17 protein-coding genes and 1 riboswitch are annotated in these 17298 nt (G+C 72.7%); of the genes, 9 read left to right on the top strand and 8 right to left on the bottom strand.

Going from position 1 to position 17298, the window contains the following annotated elements; genetic code table 11:
- Positions 1–12: 12 nt before the first annotated feature.
- Positions 13–849: an NUDIX hydrolase gene (locus FO059_RS14980; protein ID WP_143909789.1), complete on the top strand. Its 837-nt coding sequence runs from the start codon at positions 13–15 to the stop codon at positions 847–849.
- A gap of 150 nt (positions 850–999) precedes the next feature.
- Here FO059_RS14980 and FO059_RS14975 read toward each other — a convergent pair whose 3' ends face one another.
- Both FO059_RS14975 and thiE read right to left on the bottom strand, forming a co-directional pair.
- Positions 1000–2022, bottom strand: a complete 1023-nt coding sequence (locus FO059_RS14975) for an alpha/beta fold hydrolase (RefSeq protein ID WP_143910801.1) — start codon at positions 2020–2022, stop codon at positions 1000–1002.
- Between the two features lie 14 nt (positions 2023–2036).
- Positions 2037–2729, bottom strand: coding sequence for a thiamine phosphate synthase (thiE, locus tag FO059_RS14970; RefSeq protein WP_143909788.1), 693 nt, complete (start codon positions 2727–2729; stop codon positions 2037–2039).
- A 24-nt stretch (positions 2730–2753) separates the two neighbouring features.
- Positions 2754–2866, top strand: a riboswitch (TPP riboswitch).
- On the opposite strand from thiE, the gene thiO reads away from it, so the two are divergent.
- The 6 genes from thiO to FO059_RS14940 all read left to right on the top strand — a co-directional run bounded on the left by thiO (position 2860) and on the right by FO059_RS14940 (position 7966).
- Complete coding sequence (gene thiO, locus FO059_RS14965) at positions 2860–4044, top strand: glycine oxidase ThiO (protein WP_143909787.1); 1185 nt, start codon at positions 2860–2862, stop codon at positions 4042–4044. (Overlaps the previous riboswitch by 7 nt.)
- Positions 4045–4097: 53 nt before the next feature.
- The gene (gene thiS / locus FO059_RS14960) at positions 4098–4295 is read left to right on the top strand and encodes a sulfur carrier protein ThiS (RefSeq protein WP_143909786.1); all 198 of its coding nucleotides are present in this window, start codon (positions 4098–4100) and stop codon (positions 4293–4295) included.
- Between the two features lie 82 nt (positions 4296–4377).
- Entirely contained in the window at positions 4378–5094 is a 717-nt protein-coding gene (gene thiG, locus FO059_RS14955) for a thiazole synthase (RefSeq protein WP_233266683.1), read from the top strand.
- Positions 5095–5181: 87 nt separating this feature from the next.
- The gene (locus tag FO059_RS14950) at positions 5182–6210 is read left to right on the top strand and encodes an ABC transporter ATP-binding protein (RefSeq protein WP_143909784.1); all 1029 of its coding nucleotides are present in this window, start codon (positions 5182–5184) and stop codon (positions 6208–6210) included.
- A complete protein-coding gene (locus FO059_RS14945) occupies positions 6210–6977 on the top strand; it encodes an ABC transporter permease (RefSeq protein ID WP_143909783.1) in 768 nt (255 codons plus the stop codon). The genes FO059_RS14950 and FO059_RS14945 overlap by 1 nt, the downstream gene beginning before the upstream one ends.
- 53 nt (positions 6978–7030) lie before the next feature.
- Entirely contained in the window at positions 7031–7966 is a 936-nt protein-coding gene (locus FO059_RS14940; protein ID WP_233266639.1) for an adenylate/guanylate cyclase domain-containing protein, read from the top strand.
- Positions 7967–7970: 4 nt separating this feature from the next.
- Here the strand turns inward: FO059_RS14940 and FO059_RS14935 are convergent, their stop codons facing one another.
- The 3 genes from FO059_RS14935 to thiC form a co-directional block, all read right to left on the bottom strand.
- Positions 7971–8420: a hypothetical protein gene (locus tag FO059_RS14935; RefSeq protein ID WP_143909782.1), complete on the bottom strand. Its 450-nt coding sequence runs from the start codon at positions 8418–8420 to the stop codon at positions 7971–7973.
- 397 nt (positions 8421–8817) lie between these two features.
- Entirely contained in the window at positions 8818–9708 is an 891-nt protein-coding gene (locus FO059_RS14930) for a PfkB family carbohydrate kinase (RefSeq protein WP_143909781.1), read from the bottom strand.
- Positions 9705–11390, bottom strand: coding sequence for a phosphomethylpyrimidine synthase ThiC (gene thiC, locus FO059_RS14925; RefSeq protein WP_143909780.1), 1686 nt, complete (start codon positions 11388–11390; stop codon positions 9705–9707). The genes FO059_RS14930 and thiC overlap by 4 nt, the downstream gene beginning before the upstream one ends.
- 645 nt (positions 11391–12035) lie before the next feature.
- Between thiC and FO059_RS14915 the strand changes: the two genes are divergently transcribed.
- Positions 12036–12341, top strand: coding sequence for a ribbon-helix-helix domain-containing protein (locus tag FO059_RS14915; RefSeq protein ID WP_143909778.1), 306 nt, complete (start codon positions 12036–12038; stop codon positions 12339–12341).
- On the opposite strand, the gene FO059_RS14910 is transcribed toward FO059_RS14915, so the two are convergent.
- The 3 genes from FO059_RS14910 to FO059_RS14900 form a co-directional block, all read right to left on the bottom strand.
- A complete protein-coding gene (locus FO059_RS14910) occupies positions 12322–13116 on the bottom strand; it encodes an exodeoxyribonuclease III (protein ID WP_143909777.1) in 795 nt (264 codons plus the stop codon). The two genes, FO059_RS14915 and FO059_RS14910, sit on opposite strands and share 20 nt — an antisense overlap.
- A 186-nt stretch (positions 13117–13302) precedes the next feature.
- On the bottom strand, positions 13303–14850 hold the full coding sequence (locus tag FO059_RS14905) for a glycerol-3-phosphate dehydrogenase/oxidase (RefSeq protein ID WP_143909776.1): 1548 nt from the start codon (positions 14848–14850) through the stop codon (positions 13303–13305).
- Positions 14847–15530 (bottom strand): TetR/AcrR family transcriptional regulator, encoded by a 684-nt coding sequence (locus tag FO059_RS14900; protein ID WP_143909775.1) that lies wholly within the window; start codon positions 15528–15530, stop codon positions 14847–14849. The genes FO059_RS14905 and FO059_RS14900 overlap by 4 nt, the downstream gene beginning before the upstream one ends.
- A 150-nt stretch (positions 15531–15680) precedes the next feature.
- On the opposite strand from FO059_RS14900, the gene FO059_RS14895 reads away from it, so the two are divergent.
- On the top strand, positions 15681–17264 hold the full coding sequence (locus FO059_RS14895; RefSeq protein ID WP_143910799.1) for an FAD-binding oxidoreductase: 1584 nt from the start codon (positions 15681–15683) through the stop codon (positions 17262–17264).
- Positions 17265–17298 lie beyond the last annotated feature (34 nt).

The following is a 17298-nucleotide window of genomic DNA, read 5'->3' as shown; positions in this document are numbered from 1 at the left end:
GGTGTGCGGACGATGCGCGGAGACGGCGACGGGTGGGCGTTCGGCCCGGACGGGCGGCGGCACTGGGGTCTGTACGGCGCGGCCGGCCTGCTGCTGCGGGCGCCCGGCCGCGGCGGCCGCCCGCACGTGCTGCTGCAGCACCGGGCGGCGTGGAGCCACGAGGGCGGCACCTGGTCGATCCCCGGCGGCGCCCGGGACAGCCACGAGGACGCGGTGGCGGCGGCCGTGCGGGAGGCGCACGAAGAGTGCGGGCTGCCCGCGGAGCGGATCGCCGTGCGCTCGGACCTGCGCACGGCCGGCGACGAAGACGGCTGGTCGTACACGACAGTGGTGGCGGACGCCGACGAGCCGCTGGCCACCGTCGCGAACCACGAGAGCGTCGAGCTGGCGTGGCTGCCCGAGGACGAGGTGGCGGGGCTGCTGCTGCACCACGCCTTCGGCGACGCCTGGCCGGGGCTGCGCACGCGGCCGTTGCGGCTGATCGTGGACATGGCCAACCTGGTGGGCTCCCGGCCCGACGGCTGGTGGCGTGACCGCGCGGGCGCCGCGGAGCGGATGCTCGACGCGCTGGAACGCGGCCTGCCGCGCACTGTCGCGCTGGGCTCCGCGGGCTTCGGCTGGACGACGCAGGTGATCGCCGTGACGGAGGGCAAGGCCCGCGCTGCCGGGGACCGCGGCGCCATCGACGTCGTGCGCGCCCCCGGCAGCGGCGACGACACCATCGCGCAGTGCGCGGAAGGCTTGTGGGAGGGGGTCACCGCGGTGGTGACAGCGGATCGGGGGCTCCGGGCGCGGCTGCCCGCGGACGCCGAGGTGATCAGCCCGGGGCGCGTGCTCGGCTGGCTGTGAGCGCGCCCTCCCCGTGCCCTCCCCGCGCCGCTGTGCCCTGCGCCCTCCCCGCGTTTGGTGGACATTTGGCTGGATTTCCGCCGAAATCCAGCCAAATGTCCACCAAACGCGGACGGCGGCACCGGCGGCACCGGCGGCACCGGCTCCGGTCTACGCCACGTGCTCGCGCAGGAACCCGTCGAGGATGCGGTTGACCTCTCCGGCCGCCTCCATCTGCACGAAGTGCCCGGCGCCGGGCAGGATCTCCTGCACGACGAGCCCGGGCACCGTGGCGGCCATCTTCTCCAGGCATTTGGCGCCCAGCATGGTGAGCACCGGGTCGTCCGCGCCGGCGATGAAGGCGGTCGGCACCGTCACGCGCGCGTCGGTGAAGGGCGCGTTCTGCTCCCACGCGGAGTCTTGCGCCCGATACCAGTTGAGCCCGCCGGTGAACCCGGAGCGCGTGAACTCGTCCACGTAGTAGGCGAACTCGTCGGCGGACAGCCACGGCCACGGGAGCGCGGGCGCCTCCGGCAGCGACTCGATGTAGCCGGTGACGGTGCCGTCATCGGAGGTGCTGGGCCGGCGCCAGCAGGCGTAGTAGTCGCCCTGGCCGGACAGCGCGTACATCAGCCGGTGCAGGAAGTCCGCGGGCGCGGCGTCGAGCTCGGCCTCGGCGACCCCGGGCGTCTGGAAGTAGTGCTGGTGGAAGAAGTGCTGCTCGGCGAGCATCGCGAACGCCTCCGACGGGCGCATCGGCGAGCGCGGGAGCCGCGGCACCGCCAGCTGCGCCAGACCGGCCACGCGGTCCGGCAGCCACAGCGGCAGGTCCCAGGCCAGTGCGGCGCCGAAGTCGTGGCCGGAGAACACGGCCCGGCCGATGCCCAGCGTGTCCAGCACGGCCGCCATGTCCGCCACGGTGGTGCGGCGGTCGTAGGCGGCGACGTCGGCGGGACGAAGCGACGCGCCGTATCCTCGCATGTCCAGCGCTATGGCGCGGCGCCCCTGCGCGGCGAGCGCGGGCAGCTGCTCGCGCCAGCTGAACCAGGATCCTGGGAACCCGTGGCAGAAAACCACCGGCGTGCCCTCGGCGTCCGGGACGGGTATCTCGACGGCGTGCAACACGCCGCCGTCGACCGGCACCCGGTGGGAGACGGCGCCGTGGCGGTGGCACCACGCGCGGCCGGCGTCCATCCCCTGGCATGCGGTCACGGGAGCGCCGAACGCAGCTCGCGGGCCGCCGACTCGGGGTCGGTGGCCGCGGTGATGGCGCGGACGACGACGATGCGCTGCGCCCCGGCCTCGCGCACCTGGGCCACCCGCGTGCCGTCGATGCCGCCGATCGCGAACCACGGTTTGGGCGCGCCCTCGGCGGCGGCCGTGCGCACCAGGTCGAGCCCCGGGGCGGCGCGGCCGGGCTTGGTGGGCGTCGGCCAGCACGGGCCCACGCAGAAGTAGTCGACGCCGGGGGCGGCGCCGGCCGCATGGGCCTGCGCGGCGTCGTGCGTGGAGCGGCCGATCAGCATCCTGTCGCCCACCACGCGGCGGGCGTGGGGGACGGGGAGGTCGTCCTGGCCCAGGTGCAGCACGTCGGCTCCGGCGGCGAGGGCGATGTCGGCGCGGTCGTTGACGGCCAGCAGCGCGCCGTGGCGCCGGGTGGCCGCGCGCAGGACCGCGAGCGCGGCGAGTTCTTCGCGCGCCTCGAGCGGCCCGTGCGCGTCCTCGCCCGCCGAGCCCTTGTCGCGCAACTGGATCACGTCCACGCCCCCGCGCAGGGCGGCGTCCGCGAACTCGTCGAGGTCGCCCGTGTCGCGGCGGGCGTCGGTGCACAGGTACAGGCGGGCCCGGTCCAGCTGATCGCGGGGGTGGCGGGACCGCGGGTGGCCGGGCGCTGCGTTCATGGCTCCGACCGTAGCGGTTACGGTGGTGGCACACACGGGAGTCCCTGGGATCGTGGGGCTGAGAGAGGGCGCGCGCGCCCTGACCGTCGGACCTGATCCGGATCATGCCGGCGCGGGAAGGTGGATGACCATGGTTTCGGCACCCCGGTGCGCAGGCGGTGACCGCGTCGACGTCGTCGGCGCCGGCATCGTCGGCTCGGCCATCGCGTGGCGCGCGGCCCGGGCGGGGTATGCGGTACGTCTGATCGACCCGCTCCTGGAGCCCGGCGCGCCGCAGACGGGGGCGTCGTGGGCCGCGGGCGGCATGCTCGCCCCCTACAGCGAGGGCAGGCCGGGCGAGGAGCGCGTGCTGGAGCTGGGCGCGGCGTCACTGAGCCGGTGGCCCGCGCTGGCGCGGACGCTGCACGAGGAGACCGGCGTCGACGTCGTCACCGCGCGCGGCACGCTGATGGTGGGGGCGGACGGCGCCGACGCGGACGAGCTGCGGGGCGTGGGCGCCTGGCTCGACGGGGCGGGTGTGCCGAGGGCGTCGCTCACGCGCGCGCAGGTCCGCGAGCGCCACCGGGGGCTGGCCCGGAACCTGCGCGGCGGGCAGTGGCTGCCCGGGGAGTTCGCGGTGGACAATCGCGCCCTGCTCCGCGCGTTGCGGACCGCGGCCGTGGACGCCGGCGCGGTCCCGGTGGCGTCGCGGTGCGCGGCGATATCCGACTCGGCCGCCGAGCATCTGGTGGTGACCGCCGGGGCGCACGTGCCCTCGCTGCTGCCCGGTCTTCCCGTGCGGCCGGTCAAGGGCGAGATCCTGCGACTCCGCCGGCCGGCTTCGGTTCCGCCGCCGCCGGCGTGCACGGTGCGGGCGAGCGTGCACGGGCGCCACGTGTACCTGGTGCCGCGCGCGGACGGGCTGGTGGTGGGCGCGACGATGTACGAGCACGGCGAGGACCGCGCCGTCACCGTGGGCGGCGTGCGCGACCTCATCGCGGACGCACAGGTCGTGCTGCCGTCGATCGCCGAGTACGAGCTGGTGGACGCGATGGCGGGGCTGCGTCCGATGACGCCGGACAACTTGCCCGTCATCGGCCCGGTGGAGGACGCGGGCGACGCGTCGGCGGGCGGAGGCCGGGGGCCCCGGGTCATCGCCGCCGCCGGGCACGGCCGCAACGGCGTGCTGCTCACCGCGGTGACCGTCGACGCCGTCCTGGCGGAGCTCGCGGGCACGACGCTGGCGGAGGCGGACGGGCTGGGACCGCAGCGTTTCGGGCAGGAAGGTTTCGGGCGGGACGGGTCGCGGCGGTACGGCGCTGCGGAAGCGGGATGAACCGGTCGGCGATTCCACGACGGGCCGGCGGTGTGCTTACGAAGGAGGCGTAGATGCAGGTGAAGGTCAACGGCGACGCGCACGAGGTGGCGCGGCCGTGCACGGTCGCGCAGCTGCTGGACCGGCTGGGGCTGCCGGACTCCGGGGTGGCGGTGGCGCGCGACGGGATCGTGGTGCCCAAGTCCGGCTGGGACGCGCCGGTGGGCGATGGCGACGGCTTCGAGGTGCTCACGGCGGTGCAGGGTGGCTAGCGTGGCGGCCGTCGGTCCGCGCGCGGATGCGGGTGCCGATCCGCTGGTGATCGCCGGCCGGGAGCTGCCGTCGCGCCTGATCATGGGGACCGGCGGCGCGGCCAACCAGCAGCTGCTGGAGCGCGCGCTGGTGGCGTCGGGCACGGCGCTGACGACGGTGGCGATGCGGCGCGTGGATGCGCAGGCGGGGAGCGGCGTGCTGGAGCTGCTGCGGCGCTTGGGCATAGCGCTGCTGCCGAACACCGCGGGCAGCCGCGGCGCGGACGAGGCGGTGCTGACGGCGCGCCTGGCCCGGGAGGCGCTGGGCACCGATTGGGTCAAGCTGGAGGTGATCGCCGACGAGCGCACTCTGCTGCCGGACGCGATCGAGCTGGTTTCCGCCGCAGAGCAACTGGTGGACGACGGGTTCGTCGTCCTGCCCTACACCAACGACGACCCGGTGCTGGCCCGCCGCCTCGAGGACGCCGGCTGCGCGGCCGTGATGCCGCTGGGCGCGCCCATCGGCACTGGGCTGGGCATCTCGAACCCGCACAACATCGAGATGATCGTGGGTCAGGCGGGCGTGCCGGTGATACTCGACGCCGGTATCGGCACGGCGAGCGACGCGGCGCGGGCGATGGAGCTCGGCTGCGACGCGGTGCTTCTCGCCACCGCCGTCACCCGCGCGGACGACCCGGAGATGATGGCGTCGGCCATGGCGGCGGGGGTGCGCGCGGGCCGCCTGGCGTACCGGGCCGGTCGGGTGCCCAAGCGGTTCTGGGCGCAGGCGTCGTCGCCGGCGCCGGACGGGCGCTGCTGAGGGCGGGGTTCGCACTCTGGGCGGCACCGCCGATTTCATCGCAGTCCGGCGCTGCGCGGGAACCGGGCATCCGGCATGCTGGTGTCCATGATCGAAGTCAGAGGACTGACGAAGCACTACGGCTCCACTGTGGCCGTCGACGACCTGACATTCTCCGTCAAGCCCGGCATCGTCACCGGCTTCCTGGGGCCCAACGGCGCCGGCAAGTCGACGACGATGCGGATGATCCTGGGCCTGGACCGTCCCACCGCCGGCACCGCCACCGTCAAGGGCGTGCCGTACGGGCAGCTGCACGACCCGCTCAGGGTGGTCGGTTCGCTGCTCGACGCCAAGTGGGTGCACCCCAACCGCTCCGCGCGCAACCACCTCAAGTGGATGGCCGCGGCCAACGGCCTGCCGCGCACGCGCGTCGAGGAGGTGCTGGGCCTCGTCGGACTGGCGGACGTGGCGGACAAGCGGGCGGGCGGCTTCTCGCTGGGCATGTCGCAGCGGCTCGGTATCGCAGGGGCGCTGTTGGGCGACCCGGAGGTGCTGCTGTTCGACGAGCCGGTCAACGGCCTCGACCCGGAGGGCATCGTCTGGATCCGCAAGTTCATGCAGCACCTGGCGTCGGAGGGGCGCACGGTGCTCGTGTCCAGCCACCTGCTCTCGGAGATGGCGCTGACCGCGCAGAACCTGGTGGTGATCGGGCGCGGAAAGCTGATCTCGGACTCGTCGGTGCGCGAGTTCGTCGATTTCGCCACCGACACCACCGTGCGCGTGCGCGGCCCGCGCCTGGAGGAGATCGAACGGTGCCTGCGTGACGGCGGCCTCGGGGTGCGCGTCGAGCCCGCGGACCCCATCCACCCGCCGCACCTGGTGGTCTCCGGTGCCACCACCGACCAGGTGGGCGATTTGCTCGCTGCGCGGTCGCTGGCGCTGCACGAGCTGGCCGGCCAGAGCGGATCGCTGGAGGACGCGTTCATGAAGCTGACCGGCGACACGGTCGAGTACCACGGCGCCGACGCCGACGCGATGCTGGGACACCTGCCGCCGGACCGGCAACCGCCCGGGGGACCGCCGGAGGCCGGCCGGCACGCCGCGCACGGGCAGGACGTGGAGAGGGAGGTGCGGTGATGGGAGTCGTCGCAGCGGAACGCATCAAGCTCACGTCCACGCGCTCGCCCTGGTGGTGCGCCGCGCTGGTCATCGTCCTGGGGCTCGGCATCGGGATACTCATGGCCGTGCTCTCGAACGACACGGAGGCCACGCAGGGCACCGACCCGTTCATCCTGTCGGCCACCACGGCCACCGGTGGGGTCAGCGGCTTCGGCGTGATGATCGTGATGATCATGGCCGCGCTCACCGTCACCACCGAGTACCGGTTCGGCGTCATCCGCACCACGTTCCAGGCGATCCCCAACCGTGCCAAGGTGATCTCGGTGAAGGCCGCAGTGGTCGCCGTGGTGGCCGCCGTCGTCGTGGCGATCGCGGCGTTCGGCGCGTTCTTCCTGGCCAAGGGCATCGCCGGGTCGGGCCCCACCATCCGGATGGGCCTGGACGAGGCGACCTGGCGGGTCCTCTACGGCGTGGTCCTCTACGCGGCGCTGGCCGCCGTCCTCGCGGTGGCGGTGGGCGCGTTGCTGCGGCAGACCGCCGCGGCCATCGCCCTGGTGGTGCTGTGGCCGCTGGTCATCGAGCAGCTCTTCCTGCTGTTCGGCGACATCGGCAAGGACATCTACGTGTGGCTGCCGTTCGCCAACATCAACCACTTCCTCAGCGCGCACGGCAGCACCACCGCGGACTTCCACTGGGGTCCTTGGGGCGGGCTGGTGTACTTCGTCGTGTTCACGGCGATCGTGTTCGCCATCAGTCTGGGGCTGGTGAACAAGCGGGACGCGTGACCGGGGCGTTCACCACCCCCCCGCCGCGCCCCCGCGTCGCATAGTGTTGTGGCGTGAAGTTCGACGCAGGTGACGGCGGTGCGGCCGACGAGGACGGTGCGGCCGACGAGGACGGTGCGGCCGACGAGGACGGTGCGGCCGACGACGGCGATACGGTCGGCGCGCCCGCGTCGCAGGCGGCGTCCGCGCGCCGCGCATCGGAGTTCCTCGACGGCGTGCGGGTGCAGGCGCGGCGGCTCGACCGGTCGCCGCAGCTGGTGGGCCTGGTCCGGCGCGCACGCAGGGTGCTGCCGGGCGACCAGGGCTTCGGCGATCCGCTGTCCGTCGCCGGCGACGGCGGCGCGCGGGCGGTGGCCCGGGTGGCGGAACGGGTTTTCCCCGATTCCGCCGGGGCGTCCCGGGAGGCGGGCTTCGCCGCCCTGCAGGTGTGGCAGGCCGTGCGCGAGTGGTCCGGCAGGGGCGAGGGCGATGCCGAGGTGACGCTGGTGTTCACCGACCTCGTCGCGTTCTCGTCGTGGGCGCTCGGCGCGGGAGACGAGGCGACGCTCAGGCTGCTGCGCTCGGTGGCCGGCGCGGTGGAACCCGAGATCGTGGCGCGGGGCGGCCGCGTCGTCAAACGGATGGGAGACGGGCTGCTCGCGGACTTCCGGACGCCGGAGAGGGCGCTGGACGCGGTGGTGGCGGCGCGTGCGGCCCTGCGGCACGTGGATGCCGACGGCTACCGCCCCGTGATCCGCGTGGGCATCCACAGCGGCCACCCCCGCCGCATGGGCGGAGACTGGCTCGGCGTGGACGTCAACATCGCGGCCCGCATGATGGAGGCGGGCCGCGACGGCAACGTGGTGGTGTCGGAGGTGGTGCGCGACGCCCTCGACCCGCAGTGGCTGCTGGACCAGGGGCTGCGGCTCAAGGAGCACCGGCGGTTCTTCCTCAACCGGGCGCGGGGCGTGCCCGACGACCTGAGGATGTATCGCGTCGAGGGCGCCTAGCGGATCACTGGAACGGCCCGAGCACCACGCAGGCGCTGCCGAGGTTTATGCCGATGCCCACGTCGGTGGTGAAAACCTCCGTGGTGTTCCCCGAGGTTGCGCGGACCTCATAGGTCCCCGGCCCAAATGCCGGTGTCCAGTGCGTCACCGCCGTTCCGGGGCCGGTGGTCGACTGCACGTCGAAGGGCGTCCAGTTCAGCTGATCCGTCTTGCGGTAATCGAAGTTCACGGTCGCGGTGCTGCCGGTCCGGACGGTGGTCTTGTATGAGCAGCTCGTGCCGTACTGAGTCCCCATGCCGATGCTGAGCCCGGGTTCGACGGTCAGGCCGTTCAACGGCGACGCGGATGCGGCGGTGGCGGTGAGTCCCAGGACGCCGGCCGCGCCGGCGCCGGCGGCCGCGAGCGCGACGGCGGTTCGGACGCCTCGGCGCCCCCGGGAGTTCGTGCGAGTCATGATCGGTTCCATTCCGGCGGAGAAGTCCGCCTGGGGAGGCTCCGGCGCCGCGTGCGGGGCGCGACGCGGGAGCGTGTGATGTGGAAACGGGGCCGAGGACCGGGACAGGGCCGGAAGAAGATGTATGACGCGGTCAATGATCACCGCGTCGTTCACGGACGGTCGGCGATACCGGCCGTCGCTGGTGCGCGCGCTGCGGGGGCGGGGCCGGACGATGCCGCATTGGCCGATCCCGACATGTCCGGCGGCCGCGTCCGCGTCCGATTCATGGTCCGTGGGCGTTGGTTCGCGTCCCCGCGCCGGTGCACCCGGCTGGCTGTGGTGGGACTGTCCATCGTAGCGTCAATTCAAATGATTGTATAGTCCGGTCGGTGCGAATCCCCGCTACTCATCCCCGCTATTGCAGCCGCCACAACGGCGACACGGGGCCGTGCCCCGCGCCCAGGGGGTACGACCAGTTCAGGCAGCGCGTCACCCATTCTTTGCCGTGCGCCACGGAGTCGGGCATGGTGGCCCCCGTCGTGAGGGCGCAGGTGATCGCCGCGGCCAGAGTGTCGCCGCCCCCGTGATCGTCGCCGGTGTGCACGCGCGGCCCGGAGAACTCGAACCAGTCGGCGCCGTCGTACAGCAGATCGGTGCTCTCGGCTGTGGGTCCGTCCGCATCGGCGCGCAGGTGGCCGCCCGTCACCAGGGCCCACCGCGCGCCCAGATCCACCAGTGCGCGCGCCGCGTCGCGCTGCGTCGCCCTGTCGGTGACGTCGACGCCGGTCAGCAGGCGGACCTCGTCGAGGTTGGGCGTGACCAGGTCGGCCAGCGGGACCAGCCGGTCGCGCAGTGCGGCCAGCGAGTGCGGCTCCAGCAGCGGATCGCCGTGCATCGACGCGCAGACGGGGTCCACCACCAGTGGAACGGTGCGCCGCGCCTCGCCGCCACTCGGTTCCGCGGAACCGCGGCCGCCGCCGATGCCGACGTCGATGCAGGTCTCCACGATCGCCTCGATGATCTGCGCCTCGGCCACCATGCCCGTCTTCGCCGCCTGCACGTCGATGTCCTGCACCACCGTCCGGATCTGGCCGGCGACGATTCCGGGCGGGACCGGGTGGAATCCGGTGACGCCGGTCGTGTTCTGCACGGTCACCGCGGCCACCGCGACGCACGCGTGCACCCCGGACATCGCCATCGTCCGCATGTCCGCCTGGATGCCCGCGCCGCCGCCGCTGTCCGAGCCCGCGATGGTCAGCGCGCGCGGCGGCGTGCGGCCGGGGGAGGGCACCGGAAGGTCGATCACGCGCCCGCCGCCCCCGAGGACGCCTCGGCCAGCGGCAGGTACACCCGCGAACCGTGGTCGGCGAACTCCGCCGACTTGCCGGCCATGCCGTCCGCGATCGCCGCGTCGATCTGCTCCTGCGTCTCCAGCCCGTGCTCGGCGGCGTACTCGCGCACGTCCGCGGAGATCCGCATGGAGCAGAACTTGGGCCCGCACATCGAGCAGAAGTGCGCGGTCTTCGCGGGCTCGGCGGGCAGCGTCTGGTCGTGGAAGGCGCGCGCGGTGTCCGGGTCGAGCGACAGGTTGAACTGGTCGACCCACCGGAACTCGAAGCGCGCCTTGGACAGCGCGTCGTCCCGCTCCTGCGCGCGCGGATGCCCCTTGGCCAGGTCTGCGGAGTGCGCCGCGATCTTGTAGGTGATCACGCCGGTCTTCACGTCGTCGCGGTCCGGCAGGCCCAGGTGCTCCTTGGGGGTGACGTAGCAGAGCATCGCCGTGCCGGCCTGGGCGATCATCGCGGCGCCGATCGCCGAGGTGATGTGGTCGTACGCAGGCGCGATGTCCGTGGCCAGCGGGCCGAGGGTGTAGAACGGCGCCTCCTCGCACCACTCCTCCTCCAGCCGCACGTTCTCGGCGATCTTGTGCATCGGCACATGCCCGGGGCCCTCGATCATCACCTGCACGCCACGGGCTTTCGCCACCTTCGTCAGCTCGCCCAGCGTGCGCAGCTCGGCGAACTGCGCCTCGTCGTTGGCGTCGGCGATCGACCCCGGGCGCAGCCCGTCGCCCAGCGAGAAGGTGACGTCGTAGCGGCGCAGGATGTCGCACAGCTCGTCGAAGTGCGTGTACAGGAACGATTCCGTGTGATGGGCCAGGCACCACGCGGCCATGATCGAACCGCCGCGGGAGACGATGCCCGTGACCCGCTTCGCGGTGAGCGGCACGTAGCGCAGCAGCACCCCGGCGTGCACGGTCATGTAGTCCACGCCCTGCTCGCACTGCTCGATCACCGTGTCGCGGTACAGCTCCCAGGTGAGGGCTGTCGGGTCGCCGCCCACCTTCTCCAGCGCCTGGTAGATGGGCACGGTGCCCACGGGGACGGGGGAGTTGCGCAGGATCCACTCGCGGGTGCGGTGGATGTCCTTGCCCGTCGACAGGTCCATGATGGTGTCGGCGCCCCAGCGCGTCGCCCACACCATCTTCTCCACTTCGTCGGCGATGGAGCTGCGCACGGCGCTGTTGCCGATGTTGGCGTTGATCTTCACGGCGAACGCCTTGCCGATGATCATGGGCTCCGACTCGGGGTGGCGGTGGTTGGCGGGGATCACCGCGCGGCCGGCGGCGACCTCACGCAGCACGAGCTCCGGCTCCACACCCTCGCGTGCGGCGATGAAGCGCATCTCGTCGGTGACGATCCCGGCCCGCGCCCACGCCAGCTGGGTTGCGGCGCCGTCCACCGGCTGCGGCCGCGACCACGCGTCGCGGGCCCGCGGCAGGCCGGCCTCCAGGTCGATGGCCGCCGCGTCGTCGGTGTACGGGCCGGAGGTGTCGTAGACGTCGTGGCTGGTGCCGTCGGTCAGGTGGATGCGACGGCTCGGAAAGCGCAGGTCCGTTTCCGGGACCGGCAGATACCGCTTGGTGGAGCCCTCGATGGGGCCGGTGGTGACGGTGCCGACCTCCGTGGTGGAGACAGACTGGGCCATGGTGATTCCTCCCTACGCCGGCATTACCCGGTCAGGTTCGTACGGTCGACGGCCCTGAACGCTCGAAGATGAGCTAGCCGTCCTCTCAGCCCGCTGGCGCGAGCACCCGTGTTGTGCAGTTGTCTGCGGCCCAACGTAGCGCACGCCGCCCCGTCGGGGAAAGGCCGCGCCGGGAAAGATCGCGGAGGTTGAGGGCGGGGCGGGGTTGCCGACTATCTGGTGCGCCACGGCGGCGATGCCGGTGCCGTCATCCCAGCTCGACGATGACCGGCGCGTGGTCGCTGGCGAAGAATTGTCGTACAATTACTGGGTGGGGGTCACGATATATCCGTCAGCCGGGAAACATGGGGCGGAGCGGGAGGAGGTTCTGGCGGCACTGCGGCATCCTGTGGTGCGGTATTCCATCGTCACAGCGTTTGAAGACGCGGATACGTACATGTTCATCGCGCGTATCGGGCATGACGAGTGGGTTGAAGTGGCGGCAGAGTATCGGATGGGAGCGTGGCACGTGTTTCACGCGATGATGTTGACCCATCGGGTCGCCAGGGAGGTGTTCGCAATGACGGAAGGCGCATTGGACCTGCGACTCAAGGTCGGACGGCAGCGGGGTCCTCGGTCCTCTGCGGGTCGGGAAGGTGGCGAGTGATGGCAGAGCGGAAGCCGGCGGACTTCGAAGCGATGTCCGCTGCGGTCGAAAGGGGCGACTACCAGGTGGGAGGCGAGATCGAGTTCCATGTCGAACTCGCGCGCGGCCGTCCCCCGGGCGAGCGGATGCGGGGGCGAAACAGCCCCGCGCGGTCGGTCCGGTTGCCCGCCGAGCTTGATCGGCGTCTCGCGGCGTTCGCGGAGGATCGGTGTATCACCCCAAGCGAGGTGGTGCGGGCCGCGGTTGCCGACTATCTGGTGCGCCACGGCGGCGATGCCGGTGCCGTCATCCCAGCTCGACGATGACCGGCGCGTGGTCGCTGGCGCCCTTGCCCTTGCGTTCCTCGCGGTCGATGCTCGCGCCGGTCACGCGGGCGGCCAGCGCGGGGGAACACACGGCGAAGTCGATCCGCATGCCCTCCTTCTTGGGGAACCGCAGCTGCGTGTAATCCCAATAGGTGTACTGGTCGGGGGTGTGCGCGCGGGTGACCTCGACGTATCCGGCGTCGGCGAAGGCGTTGAAGGCGTCGCGTTCGGGCTGCGAGGTGTGCGTCTTGCCCTCGAAGAACTTCGGGTCCCACACGTCGTCGTCGGTGGGCGCCACGTTCCAGTCGCCGGCCAGCATGACCTGAGCTGATCCGTCCTGCGCGAGCCACCCCGCCGCCTGATCGCGCAGCGTGGCCAGCCAGTCGAGCTTGTAGGTGTAGTGCGGATCGTCGAGTTCGCGTCCGTTGGGCACGTACAGGCTCCACACCCGGACGCCGTCGCAGGTGGCGCCCAAAGCGCGCGCCTCGACGGCCTGATCCTGTTCCGGGTCCTTGTGGAAGCCGGGCTGGCCGGGGAACTGCGTCTCCACGTCGGTCAGTCCTACTCGCGAGACCACCGCCACGCCGTTCCACTGGCTCAGGCCGAAGTGCGCCACCTCGTACCCGAGTTCGGTGAACCGCTCCGCCGGGAACTGGGCGTCCTTGCACTTGGTTTCCTGCATGGCGAGGACGTCGATGTCCTGGCGCTCGAGGAACGCGGTGATGCGGTCGACGCGGGCGCGGGCGGAGTTGACGTTCCAGGTGGCGAAGCGCATGACAGTGAGGTTAGCGGAGGAGCGCGGCCGGCGGCCTGGGCGATCCTTCCGCGGTGTATGCCCGGGCGGTCCGCGTTTGCCGGTGCCCCCCGCAGTCCGAGCACTGTTTCCGCGCGCGGGCCCGGGAACGCGTGCTCGGCTTGTGCAGGAGGTGCGCGGCTGGGCCGGCGGCGGACGGGGCGCGCGTCAGAAGAAGCCCTGCACCGCCGTGAGCGCCCGCGCCCGGTCGGCCGCGACGAGCCCGATGCGGGTGCGCCGGTCCAGCACGTCGGCGGCGTCGAGGGCGCCCTCGTGGGTGAGCGCGAACTCCACCTCGGCGCGGGTGACGTCGATGCCCTCCGCGATGGCGCCGGCCGGGTCGGTGCACGTGGCGCTCTCGAGCACCTCGGGTGCCTCGTCGCCGAACCGCTCCTGAAGCGACCGCGGCGGCCGGGGCGCTGACGGATCCGGAGACGTCGTCCCGGTGGCCGGGTGCATCGGCGCGCCGACCAGCGCGAGGTCGCGGGTGCGGCAGGGCCCGCCGTCCACGTCGCGCTGCGCGATCACGCGGTCGACGGCGTCTTCCGCCATGTACCGGTATTCGGTGAGCTTGCCGCCCACCACGCTGAGTACGCCCTCGGGGGATTCGAGCACCGCGTGCTCGCGCGAGAGGTCCGAGGTGCGTCCCTCTCCGGAGTCGATCAGCGGCCGCAGTCCGGCGTACGCCCCGAGGACGTCGTCGCGGGTGAGGGGCGCGTCGAGTGCGGTGTTGACGGTGGACAGCAGGAAATCGACTTCCTGCTGCGACGGCTGCGGCTCGTCGGGGACGGGGCCGGGCGCGTCCTCGTCGGTGAGCCCCAGGTACACCCGGCCCAGCTGCTGGGGCAGCACGAAGACGAACCGGTTGGTCTCACCGGGGATCGGCACGGTGAGCGAGGCGGTGGGGTTGCCGAACGTCGCGGCATCGAAAACGAGGTGCGTGCCCCTGCTGGGGCGCAGGCTGATCGACGGGTCCACCTCGCCGGCCCACACCCCGGTGGCGTTGACGACGGCGCGGGCACGGATGCCGAACGATTCGCCGGTCAGTGCGTCGGTGAGGGTCGCGCCCGAGCCGGTGACATCCGACGCGCGCACCCGGGTGAGGATGCGCGCGCCGTTCTCGGCGGCGGTGCGTGCGACGGCGACGACGAGGCGCGCGTCGTCCACCAGCTGCCCGTCGTGGTTCACGTAACCGCCGGCGAGGCCTGTGCGTGCGACAGTGGGCGACAAGGTCACTGCGGTGCGCGCGTCCACCTTGCGGGACCGCGGCAGCACCGAAGCCGGGGTGCGCGAGACGACGCGCAGGGCATCGCCGGCGAGGAATCCCGCGCGTGCCAGGTAGCGCTGGGCCGCTCCCATGGACGGCAGCAACGGCACCAGTTGCGGCAGGGTGCGTGTGAGGTGCGGCGCGGTGCGGGTCATGAGGATCCCGCGCTCCACGGCGCTGCGCCGCGCGATGCCCACGTTGCCGGAGGCGAGGTACCGCAGTCCCCCGTGCACCAGCTTGGAGCTCCAGCGGCTGGTGCCGAAGGCGAGGTCGTGCGCCTCGACCAGGGCCACCTCGAGCCCGCGTGCCGCGGCGTCGAGCGCGACACCGGTCCCCGTGATCCCGCCTCCGATCACGAGCAGGTCGACGACGCCGCCGTCTGCGAGAGACTGCAGATCCGCAGCGCGGCGTGCTGCATTGAGCGCGGATGCGGGGTGCGCGGTGCTCATGGGGCGAGGTATCCGTTCAGTGCGTGGGCGAGTTCGCCGGACAGGGCTTGCGGATCGAGGATGGGCGCGACGATGCCGGCGGACTGCATCGCCGACTGCGCCATGAGCAGCACCATGGTCGCGAGCTGTTCAGGGTCGCCGCGGCGCACTTCGCCGAGCCGCTGCAGGTGCGCGATGTGTGCGGTGAGCACGTCGATCAGCGCGCGCTGGCTGGCGCCGAGGCGGGTCAGCACGTAGGTGCGGAAGACGTCGGGACTCTGGTGCAGCACGGTGTGCAGCACTGCGTGGCCGCCGATCTGCCAGGTGATGTCCACGACGTGGTGGACCAGGTCGGCCCGGTCGCGGGCGACGTGCGGCAGGTCGTCGGCGATGTGCAGGATCTCGCGGGTGAGCAGCGCCGCCAGGACCTCCTCCATGCCCGACCAACGGCGGTACACGGTGGGACGGCTGACGCCCGCGCGCCGCGCCACCTCGGCGACGGTGAGGCGGCCCACGCCCAGGTCCACCACTGTGCGTGCGGCGCTGTCGAGGATGGCGTCGTCCACCGTGTGCGCGCCGGTGGCAGGACCGGGTGGCGGCGCCGGCGCCGGTTCCAGCGCCGGCTCGAGCACGCATGCGGCGTCGGCCTCGGTCCCCGGCCCGGGCGCGACCACGGAAGCGCCGTTACGGAATGACAACATGTGTAATACTGTAACGCATGCGGCCGGAAGCGGCATTCGCCCGGCTGCGTACCACCCGTCCACCAGATCGCGAGGGATACGACGATGGCCGAATCCAGCACCGACGGCGCCCAGGCCCTGTTTCCGGCGCACACGCTGCCGCTTCCCCCGATGAAGTGGGACGCCTGGGGGGATCCGTCCGCTGCCAAGTCCCTGTCGGAGGGCATCCGGTCGCTGCTCGAGCAGGCGTTGGGCGTTGCGGGAACCGACGCTGCGCGGCCGGCCCCCACGCAGGTGGTGCTCGCGCCGTCGGCGCTCCCCGCGGCGGACCGTGACGCGCTCGCGCAGATCGTCGGCGCCGAGCACGTCGGCGACTCCGACGGGGACCGGCTCGCCCGCGCGGGCGGCAAGTCCACCCCGGACCTGCTGCGTCGCACCCGCGCCGGCAGGCAGGACGCGCCGGACGCGGTCCTGGCGCCCGCCACCGACGACGAGGTCTCGCGCATCCTCGCGCACTGTTCGGAGCGGTCGATAGCCGTCGTGCCGTTCGGCGGCGGCACCAGCGTCGTCGGCGGGCTGGATCCGGCACGTGGGAAACATGCCGCGGTGGTGTCGCTGGACCTGCGCCGGTTCGACCGGCTGGAGGAGCTCGACGAGGTCTCGGGCGAGGCGGTCCTGGGCGCCGGCGTCACGGGGCCGGAGGCGGAACGGCTGCTGGGGGAGCGCGGCTTCTCGCTGGGGCATTTCCCGCAGAGCTTCCAGTTCGCGACCATCGGCGGTTTCGCGGTCACCAGGTCCTCGGGTCAGGCGTCCGCCGGCTACGGCCGATTCGACGACATGATCAGCGGGCTCACCATGGTCACCCCGGTGGGGGTGCTCGAGGCGGGCGGGCCGGCGCCGGCCAGCGCGGCGGGACCGGACCTGCGCCAGCTCGCGGCCGGGTCCGAGGGCACCCTCGGGGTCGTCACCCGGGTGCGCCTGCGCGTCCACCGGGTGCCGGAGGCGGTGCGGTACGAGGCATGGGCCTTCGAGGACTTCGTGGCCGGCGCGGAGGCGATGCGCGCGGTGGAGCAGCAGGGGGCCGGACCCACGGTCATGCGATTGTCCGACGAGGCCGAGACCGGGATCAACCTGGCCACCACCGAACACATCGGTGCCCGGCAGATCACCGGCGGCTGCCTCGCCGTCACGACGTTCGAGGGCACGGCGGCGCACGCGGAGTCGCGGCACGCCGAAACCCGCGCGCTCTTCGAATCCCACGGCGGGCGGTCGCTGGGGGATCAGCCTGCGCGCGATTGGGACGCGGGCCGGTTCTCCGCGCCGTACCTGAGGGACGCCCTGCTGGACGCGGGCGCCCTGTGCGAGACCCTCGAGACCGCCACGACGTGGTCCAACCTGCATGCGCTCAAAGGTGCGGTGACGGCGGCGCTGACCGGCGCACTCCAAGAGTCGGGCACGCCGGCGCTGGTCATGTGCCACATTTCGCACGTCTATCCCACGGGCGCGTCGTTGTACTTCACGGTGGTGGCCGGTCAGCGCGGCGACGCGGCCGCGCAGTGGGATGCGGCCAAGCGGGCGGCGGGCGACGCGATCGTCGAGCACGGGGGAACCATCACCCACCACCACGCCGTCGGCGCCGACCACCGCGATTGGATGACCCGCGAGATCGGCGGGCTGGGGGTGGAGGTGCTGCGCGCGGTCAAGCGCACGCTGGACCCGGCCGGCGTCCTCAACCCCGGAAAGCTGATCCCATGACGGCCGCCGGCCGCGGAGCCCGTCCGCATTACGC

This window comes from Tomitella fengzijianii (assembly GCF_007559025.1).
Lineage (GTDB): Bacteria > Actinomycetota > Actinomycetes > Mycobacteriales > Mycobacteriaceae > Tomitella > Tomitella fengzijianii.
Note: the sequence above shows the minus strand (reverse complement) of the source record. Positions and strands in the feature narration are given on the sequence as shown.